We start from the raw sequence: 12,350 nt of genomic DNA on the forward strand, positions 1-12,350 counted from the left end.
GTACGCGAGTCAGCTCCGGCCGGTCAGCAGGTCGACGGCGCGGATCGCGCCGTCGTCGTCGACCCAGACCAGCACCGACCAGTCGTCGCCGCAGCCACGTGGCTCGGGCACGGAGAGGCGCCAGGCGGCCGAGCTCGAGAGGCCGTCGGGGAGCTCGCCGCGCACGAGGCAGGAGTCCTGTCCGACGCCCGCGCCCTCGGACTGCGCGACCGGACCGGTGAGCCTCTCGAGGACCTCGCCCCAGGCCGTCGGGTCCGCCGCCTCCTCCGGGGTGAGCGTCGCCCACAGCCCGTCGGCGACGTACAGCTCGACCTGGCTCGCGACGGTGGGCGCCGGGCCGTCCCCGCGGGCGAAGGCGACGAGGTCGTCGGCGGCCTCGGTGAGCGGCGTCGGTACGACGAACGCGGAGCTGTCACACCCGGTCTGCCGGTCGACCACCCCGATGGTGACGGTCACGCCGGGCTCGACCTCGTCGCCCCAGGCGGGTGTCTGGGCCGCGACCGTGCCGACCTGGCCGCAGTCGGGCCGCGCCACCTCGTCGACGCCGTACCCGGCCGCCTCGAGACGGTCCCGGGCGTAGGCCGCGGAGTCGCCGACCACGTCCGGGGGGCCGGGTACGTCGCCGGGGGCGTGCACGTCCGAGACGAGCACCGCGTCGAGCGCGCCGGCCGGGTTGCGGAAGAGGGTGACTGCGGTGCAGGTCCCGAACAGGTGGACGCCGTCGGTCGGGATCCCCACCCACAGGACGAGTCCGCGGCGGCCGCGCAGCTCCTGCGGGCGCGGGCCGCAACCGCCGGGCCCGATCTGCGTGCCGAGCCCCGGGGTCTGGTAGACCGTGCTCCCGTCGCTGCTCCACCGCTGGACCTCGCCGACCGCCCGCCGCACGATGTCCAGTCCCGGCCACGACTGGGGGTTCGACGCCTCGGTGCGCGACAGCGTCGTGCGGTCGTCCCCGACGTAGACCGCCACCTCCCCGGCGAGCGGTGGTGCGTCACCGCGCCCCCTGGCGAAGTCGAGGAACCGCCACGCAGCCTCGCGGTCCGGTCCGAGGTCGCGCCCGAGACACCCGGCGTCCGGGGCGGCCGTGGTGACGGTGACCGATGTGCCCGGATCGACCAGGGTGCCGGTCGCAGGCCTGGTCCCCAAGGCGCGCCCGGGCAGGTCGCGGCAGCTCGCGACGGTCGCGATGGTCCCGCGCAGGCCGAGATCCTGGAGCCGGTCCACGGCCTGCTCGGCGGTCAGCCCGAACACCGACGGCACCTGGTCGGGGCCGAGCCGGAAGCGACCGTCGTCCGGTGGAGGTGGGGCGGGCTCTGGGGTCCGACCGCCGCCGGGCAGGGTCACGGCCAGCAGGGCGGCGACCAGCACGATCGCGGCGGCCGCAGCGAGTGCCGGCCACCAGGGCCGCATCGGCGGGGCGGGCAGCGGGCCGGCCGGAGCGACCTCCACGGTGTCGCCGGCGAGGTGCAGGAGCCTGCGGGCATCGTCGTCGGTGAGCATCAGCTGCTCCTCACATGGTCGTCGGCGGCCAGCGCCGCCAGGGCGCGCGCGGTCCGGCTCTTCACGGTCCCAGGCGCGACGCCCAGGACCTCGGCGGTCTCGCGCTCGGAGAGGTCGGCGTAGTAGCGCAGCACCAGCACCTCGCGGTGGAGGAGGCTCATCGCCGCCAGGGCCTGGCGGACGGCCAGGCCGGCGGCCAGGTCAGGATCGGGGGTCGGTACGTCGGGCAGCTCCTCGGTCGGCAGCTCACCGGTCCACCGGCGGGCCCGGGCGTCGCGCAGCGTGTTGACCAGGATCCGGTAGACGTACGCCTCCGGCTGATCGGCCCGGACGACCCGCCGCCAGGACCGGAAGCAGCGCAGCAGTGCGGTCTGCACGACGTCCTCGGCGTCGGGCTGCGGGCAACCGAGCAGCACGGCGGTCCGCACCAGCGTGGGACGCCGCGCGGCGACGTACTCGCTGAAGTCCATGCGGCCTCCCGTCCGGTCCACACCGTATGACCGGCGAGTGGCACGGATCGGTTCCCGAGAACGCCGAACGGGTCGTGTGCCTCAGCACGCGCGATGGCGCGTCCTGGGGCACACGACCCGTCGGTCGCGCTCAGAGGTCGAAAAGCGAGCCGGCCTCGTGGATGTCCACGTCGGTCTTCGGCTGGTGCGCCTCGCCGCTGGCCTGCGGCTGCGGCTTCTCCTCGGCCGCGGGCTCCTCGGGCTGCTCAGCCTCCGGCTCGGGCTCGGGCTCCGCTGCGGGCTCCGGCTCCGGCTCTGCGGCTGCCTCGGGCTCGGGCTCGGGCTCGCCGACCGCGGCGTTGGCGGCAGCGGTGGCCGAGGCGCTGAGCTCCTGCGGGTCGGGGGCCGCGATGTCGAACAGCGAGCCGCCCGAGCTCAGGTCGATCTCGGGCTGCGGCTCCGGCGCCTTCGCGGGCGCCGCCTTCGGCTCGGCTGCCGTCGGCTCGGCGGCCTTCGGCTCCTCGACCGTCGGCTCGGCGGCCTGCGGCTCCTCGGGAGCGGCGATGTCGAACAGCGAGCCACCGGACCCGAGGTCGATCTCGGATTGCGGCTGCTGGGCGGGCTTCTCGGCTGCGGGGGTCTCGGCGGCGTTCGCCGGCGCTCGCTGCTCGGCCTCCGGTGCGGGCTCGGCGGCCTTCGGCTCGTCGGCGGCGATGTCGAACAGCGAGCCACCGGACCCGAGGTCGGTGTCGGGCTGGGCGGGCTTCTCGGCTGCCGGGGCCTCGGGGACGCTCGCCGGCGCTCGCTGCTCGACCTGCGGTGCGGGCTCGGCGGCCTTCGGCTCGGGCTCCGCGTCGCCGCCCAGGTCGAACAGTGAGCCACCGGACGAGGCGGGCGGGGCCGGGGCCGGCTCGGCCTCCTCCTCGGCGGGCGCCGGGGTGTCGAACAGCGACGTGCCACCGGAGGCCTTGGCCGCCGGACCGACCTCCGCCGTCTCGGTGACGGTGTCGGTGGTCTGGGTGACGTCGCCCGCCTCCGGCTCCGCCTTGGTCTCCACCGACCGAGCAGCCGGGGCGGCGGCACCGCCGGAGCCGGGCGCGTACCGGGTGGCCATCTCGCCCTTGACCGAGGCGAGCAGCATCTGCGCCACGTCGAGCACCTCGACCTCGGCACGGGCCGCGCCCTTGTCCTGCTGGGCGGTGAGCCCGTCGGAGAGCATCACCCGGCAGAACGGGCAGCCGACCGCGATCTGGTCGGCTCCGGTGCCGACCGCCTCGATGGTGCGGTTGTCGTTGATCCGCTCCCCGATGGTCTCCTCCATCCACATGCGCGCGCCGCCGGCGCCGCAGCAGAAGGACCGTTCGGAGTTGCGCTCCATCTCGACGACCTGTGCGCCGGGCAGCACCTGGAGCAGCTCGCGCGGCGGGGTGTAGACGCCGTTGTGGCGACCGATGTAGCACGGGTCGTGGTAGGTGATCGTGCGCTTGTGGGCGCCGGCACCCTCGCGCACCGGGGTCAGCTTGCCCTCGCGCACCAGCCGGTTGAGCAACTGCGTGTGGTGCACGACCTCGAGCTCGATGCCGAACTCCTTGTACTCGTTCTTGAGCGTGTTGAAGCAGTGGGCGCAGGTCGAGACGACCTTCTTGACCCGGTACTCCTTGAACGTCTCGACGTTCTGCTGGGCGAGGCCCTGGAACACGAACTCGTTGCCGGCCCGGCGGGCGGAGTCACCCGTGCAGGTCTCGCCGTTGCCGAGCACGCCGAAGCTGACGCCGGCGATGTCGAGCAGCTCGGCGACCGCGCGGGTGGTCTTCTTGGCCCGGTCCTCGTACGCGCCGGCGCAGCCGACCCAGAACAGCCAGTCGACCTCGTCGAGCGACTCGATGGTCTCTCCGACGACCTTGACCTCGAAGTCCAGGCCCTTGGCCCAGTCCATGCGCGCGTTGGGCGACATGTTCCAGGGGTTGCCGTTGTTCTCGAGGCCGCGGAACAGCTGGTTGAGCTCGCTGGGGAAGTTGGACTCGACGAGCACCTGGTAGCGGCGCATGTCGATGATGTGGTCGACGTGCTCGATGTCGACCGGGCACTGGTTCACGCACGCCCCGCAGGTCACGCACGACCACAGCACGTCGGGGTCGAGGACACCGGACCCGTCCTCGGGCATGTAGAACCACTCGTCGCCGGTCTCCCCGATGAGCGGACGCTCGACCTCCTTGGTCAGCGTGGCGTTGCCCTCGAGCAGGCCCTCGCGCTTGCCCTCGTCGGCGAGCAGGTACGGCGCCTTCGCGAACGCCGCGTCGCGCAGCGCCATGATCATGAGCTTGGGCGAGAGCGGCTTCTCGGTGTTCCACGCCGGGCACTGCGACTGGCATCGACCGCACTCGGTGCAGGTCGCCATGTCGAGCAGGCCCTTCCAGGTGAAGTCCTCGACCGCGCCGACGCCGAGCTTGGCGTCCTCGTCGAGGTCGTCGATGTCGTCGAGGGTGACCGGCTTGCCGTCGGAGATCAGCGGCTTGGCGGCGCCGAGCGCGACCGGCTCGCGACCGAAGAGGATGTTGATCGGCGCCATGAAGATGTGCAGGTGCTTGGAGTTCAGCACGAAGATCAAGAACACCAGCATCACGCCGATGTGCAGGAGCAGGCCGATGCCGATCAGGGCGGTGCTGTCGGGGAGCACCTTGCCGAGCAGGTGCGAGACGAACGCCGCCTTGCCGTAGCCCTCCTCGCCGGTCGCCATGTCGCGGGCTGCGACCGCGCCGCGGAACAGGAACATCGTCCACACGACGTTGAAGATCATGAACAGCGTGAAGTACGCCGGGCCGAGGTGCGAGCCGAAGAAGCGGGACTTGCGGCCCATCTGCTTGGGCTGGTTGCGCAGCCGGATGGCCCAGAAGACGACGAGCCCGAGCGTGCACATCACGGCGATGAAGTCCTGGAGGAAGCCGAGGACGCCCCAGTTGTTGAAGACGAACCAGTGCCATTGCGGGTCGCGCGCGATGAGTGCGGCGTACGCCTCGAGGTAGACCGTGGCCAGGATCAGGAACGCCCACATCACGAAGAAGTGCGCGGTGCCGGGCACCGACCACTTGAGCATCTTGCGCTGACCGAACACCTCGACGACCTGCCGCTTGGCCGCGGCGCCGAGGCGGCGGGTCACCCCCGCGACGCGGTCCGGGGCGGGCTGGCCGTGGGTGATCAGCCGATACAGGAAGAGCACTCGCTTCCCCGCGATCGGCAGGGCTATCGCGTTCATCACGAGGCCCAAGATCAGCACTGCAGTCACTGGTTGCTCCCTGTCAGGTGGTCGGTCCGCGCGCCCGGGGGCGCGACCGCGAGCCTATTGGCAGCCGCGTTGCCCGTCAGTCCCCCGGAAGCGTGAGAAGAATCCTACCCATTGGTAACTTGATCCGGATACAGCACAGCTCCCGGCCGAGGCCGGGAGCTGTGCGAGGGCCCGAGGGTCAGGGGACCTGGGTGATCCGGTCGGTCGCGGAGGCCGCCACCGGGTCGTGCTCCTGCAGGTACTTCACGAGAGCGTCGATGTCGAGCCCGCCGAAGTAGCCGTTGGTCGACTCCGTGAACGTCGAGAACCCGTCGCCGCCGCCGTACAGGAAGTTGTTGGCGACGACGCGGTAGGTCGCGGCGTCGTCGATCGGCACCATCGGCGTCGCCGGGTCACCGTCCGCGTCCACCATCACCGAGCCCGGCACCAGCGCGTCGGCGTCGACCGCCGCCGCCTCGGAGGTGTCCCACGCGTAGCTGAGACCCGAGACCTGGAGGATCTTGCGGCTGGCCTCGTTGGTGCCGTTCCACTGCTGGTTGAGCAGCGCCTTGATCTGGGCACCCGTCAGGTCCATCGACACCATGTAGTTGTTGAACGGCTGGACGGTGAAGGTGGCGCCGTAGGTCACATCGCCGGCGGCGTTCTCCAGCAGGTCGGCCCGGATGCCGCCGGGGTTCATCAGCGCGATCACCGGCTCGACGGCGGTCCGTCCGCTAGCTCCGGCCTCGACCGTGGAGCCGTCGGCGACCTGGGCGTCGGCGATCAGGTTGCCGAGCGGCGAGTCGCCGCCGTCGGCGTCGGCGGTCCGGCTGACAGAGGTGCCCGGCTCGATGTGCCCGACGACCTGGTTCTCGATCGGCGCGACCAGGGCCTTGTAGGTGTCGATCAGCGACTGGACGGCCGGCACCGGCGTCACGTCGGCGCCGTTCTGGGCGATCAGGTTGTCGGCGTACTCCGCCGGCCGCACGACGTCGTGCGTCGTCGGGTCGATCAGCAGGTGGATCTTGGTGAGCATCCGGCCGATCGACATCGCGCTGGTCAGGAGCCGCGGCTGGCCCTTCGGGTCCTTCACGAGGCAGTTGTACGCCTGGTGGGTGTGCCCGGACACGACGGCGTCGATCGCGGGGCTGAGCTTCTGCGCGATCTCGAGGGCGGGGCCGCTGACGCCGGAGCAGTCGTTGTAGGCCGTGGTGTCCGCGGGCTTGACCCCCTCGTGCAGGAGCACCACGATCGACCTGATGCCGCGCTTGCGCAGCTTCGGCACCAGGGCGTTGGCGGTCTTGACCTCGTCGGCGAACGCCAGGCCCTGCACGCCGGCCGCTGTCACGATGTCGGGCGTGCCCTCGAGCGTCATCCCGATGAACGCGACCTTCTGGCCCTTGACCTTCATGATCTTGGTCGCCGGGAAGAGCGTGTCGCGGGCGTGCGCCTGGCCGTCGGCCCACTTGACGTTGGCGGCGAGGTACCGGAAGTCCGCCCCGCCGAAGCCCTGGTCACCAGGGCAGGAGTTGGCGCCGTTCGCGCCGTCCGGGCCGTCGTCGAGGCAGCCGCCGTTCTGCATCCGGCGCAGCTCGCGCCAGCCCTCGTCGAACTCGTGGTTGCCGACCGAGGCCACCTGGAGACCCAGCAGGTTCATGGCCTTGATGGTGGGCTCGTCGTGGAACGCGCCCGACAGCAGCGGCGTCGCCCCGATGAGGTCGCCCGCGGCGACGGTCAGCGGCGCCGCGCCCGCGGCGCGGGACCGCGCGCGCTCCTGCTTGAGCAGTCGGGCGAGGTACGCCGCTCCGCCGGCCGGGGTGTTGTTGATCCGCCCGCTCGAGCTGGTCGCGGGGACCGGCTCGAGCTGGCCGTGGAAGTCGTTGATCGCCAGCAGGTCGACCTTGACGTAGTCCTTCTTAGCGCCACCCTTCGCCGGCGAGGCCTTCGTCAGCTGGGTGTAGGTGGCCTTCGCGTCCGGGCGGTGCTCCCGGGTCGCCGTGGCGGACGAGGCGCCGGCGGCCACCAGGAGCGCCAGTGAGGTGAGTGCTGCTGCAGCAGGCAGGAGACGAGTGTGAACCGTCCGGGACATGGCTCTCCTTGGATCGGGCTGGGGCCTGCAAGGTAACCGACCCCCGACTTCCCGGGGAAGGCCCGCAGCGCCGACCCTCCCGAAAGGGCAAGCAGCGGTCTGCTAGCCCTGGCGCACCCCGGTGACCCGTCCGCCGCGGGTGAACGTGACGGTCATCGGCACCCGTGGCTTCGCCGCGGTGCTGGCGCAGAAGCCGTACGTCGTGCCGAGCCGCGTGTAGGGCTGTCCGACCGCCTCCATGACCTGACGGGTGGTCATGCCGGGGCGGATCAGGGCGCGGACCCGGTCGACCGTCTTGCGCTGCCCTGGGTTGCGGCAGGAGTCGGGGGCGATGCCCTCGGCCCGCTCCCACATCTGCAGGTAGGCCTCCGCGCCGCGCGCCATGTCGTCCTTGATCTCGGCACCGTCCCCGGTGTGCTGGGCGTCGGCGACCTTGCCCAGGTCCTGGATCCAGTCCGGGTAGAGGCCGTACTGGGCGACGCCGTCGACGTTGATGTCGTAGACGCGCTCGCCGGCGTGCTGCTGCCCGACCTGAACGCCGCCGAGGCCGGTGAACGGGTAGGTCACGGGGTTGGGCACGTCGGCCCCGCGTGGGTCGCCCTGGGCGCCCAGCCCGTTGATGTCCGCGCCGAAGCCGAGGCCCCAGTAGTAGCGCGGATCCGCCCAGCCGACGTGGGTGCGCCACTTCTCGACGAAGCCGGTCGAGTCGCCGGCGTACGGTGCGATGAACCCGCCCTCCTCGTAGATCCGCGGGTAGGCGTCGGGCGTCGACCAGGAGTGGCTCGAGAGGACCCCGTGGTAGCCCATCTCGTCGATCTGGTCGAGGGCCGCGACCCGGGCCTTGACGCTCATGTGGTCGGGGTCGAACAGCATGTGCCGCTTCGCGAGGCCGCGGATCGTGTACTCGCCGAGCGTGGTGAGGCCGCGGTTGTTGCAGTGGTCCGGGGGCCCGTAGGCGGGCAGCGCGGGCAGGTTGAGGGTGCCGAACAGCTCGGCCACCGCACCGAACAGCGCGTCCTGCTGGCCGGCGGAGATGTCCGGCGCGGCGAGCTGGTTGTGGTCGTGCGCGCCGGGGATCTCCGGCTCGCAGTGCCGCATGTCCCAGAACGTGCCGGTCTCGAGGAAGTTGGCGCTGTTGACCGCGACGCCGACCTCGCCGTTGTCGCCGGCGATGCCGGACAGCGCGTTGTCGAACTTGTTGACGAGCTCCATCTGGCGCACGCCCATGCGCTTGACCGCGTCGAGCTGCTCGTCGATGCCGGCGATGTCGCAGGCCGGCACGTCACCGCCGGGTAGCGCCTTGAACGTGCAGCCGAACGGCACGCTGGTCTCGATGCCCATGACCACCGCCATCTTGCCGGCGTTGATGACCTTCCGCGCCTGGAAGGGGTTGGTGACGATCCGGTAGAAGCCCTTGCCGGGCCCGCCGAACTGGGCGTCGATGTAGTCCTGCATCGCGTACATGTCCTTGGCCTGGAGGCGGACCGAATCCATGTCGTCGCAGGAGTTGTGCTTGATCGGGTAGAGCTGGCAGAGCTGGTTGTTCTCGACCAGCAGGTTCACGAAGAGCCGCTGCCCGCCGCGCCAGGAGCGCTCCAGCCACCGGTAGTAGGTGCCCTCGTGGGTCAGCGAGTCGGGCGCCGGCCAGTCCTTGAAGGTCGGCCAGCCGACCGGGTCGTGGTGCGGCCGCCCCGAGAGCACCGACTCGAGGACGCCGCCGTACCCGCCGGTGGCGGTGTGGTCGGGGCAGTCGACCAGGGCGTACGGCGCGCCGTAGCGGTCCCACGGCTTGCCGCAGTGGGCGTCGCCGCCGAGGAACTCGAACGCCATGCCGTGCGTGTGGGCGTCGACGTAGCCGCGGACCTCCTGGAACGGCGTGACACCGGCGTGCGGGCGGCCGGTGATGTCGATCTGGGACTCGGGGTACGCCGCGCAGCCGGTGGTCCGGGTCGGCCGGAACGTCGACGCGCCGCCGAGCGTGAGCGCGCCGACCGCGTTGGCGAAGGAGTAGCGGCCGCCGCCCAGCGTGGCGATCCGCCACACGGTGTCGGCGCTCGGGTCGCCGGCACGGTCGCCACCGGCGGACACGAAGGCCCGGTCGGTGTCGTAGATGAGGTAGCGGCCGAGGTCGGTGGCCTTGAAGTAGAACGGCTCGCCGCCGGAGGTGAGCGTGTAGCAGCCGCCCGCGAGCGCGTAGCGGTTCTGGGGGTGCAGCAGCCGCGGGCCGGTGATCGGCGCGGTGGTGAGGCGGGGGTCGGGCAGGGCGCGCTCGCGCTCGACGTACGCCGCGGCCTCGGCCTTCTCGGCCGCGGTGGTCGGGTCCCGCGTGATCGCGCCGAGGTCGCCGGCGCGGGAGATCGCGTTCTTGTCGGCCTTGAGGGCTTCGAGCGCGTCCTGCGCGTAGGTGTAGCGCTGGCCCAGGCCGCCGGGCCGCAGGCCTGCGGCGCCGCCCATCGACACCGCGACGGCCACCACCGTCGCCCCGGCGACGACGGCCATGGTCAGCTGACGGAGGCGTCTCTTCTCGTTCACCGGGGCTCCTTCACGTCGACGGCAGCGGTTCAACGATCAGTGCCCGCTGGGGTCACTCGCGGTGCGGCTGGCCACCGATGCGACGGGTCAGGTGCGCGGCGGTCACCGCGACCGCCTCGACCAGGGCGGCCGGGCCGGAGCCGCCAGGGTCGGCGGGATAGGTCACGGCGACCGCGGCGACGGGGTGCCGGTTGTGGTCGAGCACCGCGACCGCGACGCTCGCCAGACCGGGCGTGATCTCGCCGTCCTCGACGGCATGCCCGCGCTGCCGGGTGTCGGTGAGCACCCGGCGCAGCGCGCTGAGCGTCCGCGGGCCGCTGCCGTGCCGGTCGACGAAGTCGCCCGGGCCCGAGTAGAGCGCCCGCACCTGGCTCGACGGGAGCAGCGCGAGGATGGCACGGCCGCTCGCGGTGAGGTGGGCGGGCAGCCGGACCCCGACGTCAGTGACCAGTGGAGGCCGCCCGGGCGCTCGCTCCTCGACGACGTACAGGACCTCGCGGCCGTGCAGGATCGCGAGGTGTGCGGACTGCCGGGTCCGGTCGACGAGGTCGGCCAGCGGGCGCCGGGCGATCCGCTGCAGCGGCTCCTGGCGGGCGTAGCCGCTGCCGAGCTCGAAGGCCGCCGGTCCGAGCCCGAACCGGTGCTCCTCGGGCAGGTGCACGACGAAGCCCTCGTCGATCATCGCGTGCAGCAGGTGGTACGTCGTGCTGCGCGGCAGGTCGACCGCGCGCATGATCCGGTCCAGCGCGACCGGGTCGGGCTGGCCGGCGAGGAACCGCAGCACCCGCAGCGCTCGAGTCGCTGCGGGCACCTGGCTCATGCGGCGGAGGCTACCCCTCGCGAGACCCCGTGGATCCCGGCTGGTAGCCGTCGGCCCGGTGGTTGACGTCCGGGTCGAGTGCGTCGGCCTTGCGCAGCACGTCCTCCTGGCGGGCCTCCTCGACGTGCATGCCCTGGCGCGCCTCGGCGGCCCGCTGCTCGGCCTGCTCGGCCTCCGCGCGGGCGACCTCGGCGCGGGCCTCGGCCTCGGCGGCCCGGCGACGCTCGAGGTCCACCTCGGTCCGCTTGGCGTCAGCCTCGCGGCGCAGGTGCTCGGCGTGCTGACGGCGCTCCTCGGTGCGGCGCTTGCTCATCAGGTACGCGGCGACGGCGACGGCGAGCAGCACCAGCACCACGACGATGACGATGACGGTCTTCATGGGTCCTCCCTGGTTGTGTAACCCCCGGGAGTCCGTACCCCATCGGCGCCGGATCAGTCCCCGCGCCGACCAGAGGTCGGTGGGTCAGGAGAGCTCACGCTCCTCACGGACCGGCACCAGCGGCGCGGCCAGGACCGGGAACAGCGCGGCCAGCCCGAACGCCGCGGCGTACCCCCATCCGGTCACCACGAGCCCGACGAGCGGGGGTACGGCGGACGCCGCGAGGAACTGTGCGGTGTTCTGCACGCCGAGCGCCCGGCCGGACCAGAACGGTCCCGCGCGCTCGGCGACCGCGGTGAACGCCAGGCCGTTGTCCGCGACCGTGACCATGGTCGCCACCACCATGAGCAGCACCGCCACCCCGAGGTCGAGGGCGGCGGCCAGCCCGAGCAGCCCCATCGTGGCCGCGGCGGCGAGCGCCACCCAGCGCAGCGGCCGCATCCGGCCGCCGACCACGTCGGAGAGGTGACCGACCGCGATCCGGCCGAGAGCGCCCGCCACCTGCGCGATCGCGACGACGGTCCCGGCGGCCGCCGGAGACCAGTCGCGCTCCTGCACCAGCCAGGCCAGCGCGAAGGTCCACACCACGAACTGGGGAACCACCAGGAGCACCGAGACCCCGTGGATCCGACCGAGGTAGGAGTCCTCCCGGTAGGGGTTCGCGACCGCCGTGGCGTGCCGCTCCGGCCGGGGCGGGTCGACGACCACGAGCGCGACCACCGCGGCTGCGAGCGCGCAGGCGGCGGTGGGCACCCAGAGGGCGGCGTGCACGCCGGCCGTGTCGGCGACCACCGCGACCGAGATCGCCGCGACCCCGACCCCGACCGGCTGGGCCATCTGGCGGATCCCCATCGCCAGGCCGCGCCGTTCGGGCGGGAACCAGCCGACCACCAGCCGGCCGCTGGCCGCGTTGGTGCTCGCGGCGCTCGCGCCGGCGAGGAACAGCGCCAGGGCGAGCAGCGCCGTACCGCCGGTGACGGCGCCGGCGACGCCGGCGGCCACGGTCGCGCCCAGGCCGGTGAGCAGGACGAACCGCTCGCCACGGCGGTCGGTGACCGCTCCCCAGGCGACGAGCGAGATCATCACGCCGAGCGTCGGCGACGCGGCCACCAGGCCCGCCCGGGCCAGGCTCATCCCCTCGCGGTCGTGGAGGGCCGGGATCAGGAACGCGGGTCCGTGGACCATCACCGCGCCCGCGGCCTGCGCGAGCGTGCTGGCGCCGAGCATGGACCAACGACGGACGGCGCCGACGTCGTGCCGCTGCGCGGTCAGGGTCATGGCCCCAAGTGAACGCTTCGCGGCACGACGTACGACGCCGT

General features: G+C 72.6%; 8 protein-coding genes. All 8 read right to left on the bottom strand.

Annotation, left to right across the window (positions count from 1 at the left end):
* Nucleotides 1-9: 9 nt before the first annotated feature.
* Nucleotides 10-1,500, bottom strand: coding sequence for a PASTA domain-containing protein (locus QQZ14_RS13895; protein ID WP_284534927.1), 1,491 nt, complete (start codon nt 1,498-1,500; stop codon nt 10-12).
* The gene (locus QQZ14_RS13900) at nt 1,500-1,970 is read right to left on the bottom strand and encodes a SigE family RNA polymerase sigma factor (RefSeq protein WP_284534928.1); all 471 of its coding nucleotides are present in this window, start codon (nt 1,968-1,970) and stop codon (nt 1,500-1,502) included. The genes QQZ14_RS13895 and QQZ14_RS13900 overlap by 1 nt, the downstream gene beginning before the upstream one ends.
* A 130-nt stretch (nt 1,971-2,100) precedes the next feature.
* Nucleotides 2,101-5,232, bottom strand: a complete 3,132-nt coding sequence (locus tag QQZ14_RS13905; RefSeq protein ID WP_284534929.1) for a heterodisulfide reductase-related iron-sulfur binding cluster — start codon at nt 5,230-5,232, stop codon at nt 2,101-2,103.
* A gap of 178 nt (nt 5,233-5,410) precedes the next feature.
* On the bottom strand, nt 5,411-7,300 hold the full coding sequence (locus tag QQZ14_RS13910) for a bifunctional metallophosphatase/5'-nucleotidase (protein WP_284534930.1): 1,890 nt from the start codon (nt 7,298-7,300) through the stop codon (nt 5,411-5,413).
* Nucleotides 7,301-7,402: 102 nt separating this feature from the next.
* A complete protein-coding gene (locus QQZ14_RS13915) occupies nt 7,403-9,832 on the bottom strand; it encodes a hypothetical protein (RefSeq protein ID WP_284534931.1) in 2,430 nt (809 codons plus the stop codon).
* Between the two features lie 52 nt (nt 9,833-9,884).
* Nucleotides 9,885-10,652 (bottom strand): IclR family transcriptional regulator, encoded by a 768-nt coding sequence (locus QQZ14_RS13920; RefSeq protein WP_284534932.1) that lies wholly within the window; start codon nt 10,650-10,652, stop codon nt 9,885-9,887.
* A 10-nt stretch (nt 10,653-10,662) separates the two neighbouring features.
* The gene (locus QQZ14_RS13925) at nt 10,663-11,031 is read right to left on the bottom strand and encodes a hypothetical protein (protein WP_284534933.1); all 369 of its coding nucleotides are present in this window, start codon (nt 11,029-11,031) and stop codon (nt 10,663-10,665) included.
* Between the two features lie 84 nt (nt 11,032-11,115).
* Nucleotides 11,116-12,309 (bottom strand): MFS transporter, encoded by a 1,194-nt coding sequence (locus tag QQZ14_RS13930; protein ID WP_284534934.1) that lies wholly within the window; start codon nt 12,307-12,309, stop codon nt 11,116-11,118.
* Nucleotides 12,310-12,350 lie beyond the last annotated feature (41 nt).

It is taken from the genome of Nocardioides sp. T2.26MG-1 (assembly GCF_950101795.1).
Lineage (GTDB): Bacteria > Actinomycetota > Actinomycetes > Propionibacteriales > Nocardioidaceae > Nocardioides.

Coding starts and splice junctions, on each gene's coding strand:
- QQZ14_RS13930 (WP_284534934.1), bottom strand. CDS start 12,309: ATGACCCTGACCGCGCAGCGGCACGACGTCGGCGCCGTCCGTCGTTGG.
- QQZ14_RS13920 (WP_284534932.1), bottom strand. CDS start 10,652: ATGAGCCAGGTGCCCGCAGCGACTCGAGCGCTGCGGGTGCTGCGGTTC.
- QQZ14_RS13925 (WP_284534933.1), bottom strand. CDS start 11,031: ATGAAGACCGTCATCGTCATCGTCGTGGTGCTGGTGCTGCTCGCCGTC.
- QQZ14_RS13910 (WP_284534930.1), bottom strand. CDS start 7,300: ATGTCCCGGACGGTTCACACTCGTCTCCTGCCTGCTGCAGCAGCACTC.
- QQZ14_RS13900 (WP_284534928.1), bottom strand. CDS start 1,970: ATGGACTTCAGCGAGTACGTCGCCGCGCGGCGTCCCACGCTGGTGCGG.
- QQZ14_RS13895 (WP_284534927.1), bottom strand. CDS start 1,500: ATGCTCACCGACGACGATGCCCGCAGGCTCCTGCACCTCGCCGGCGAC.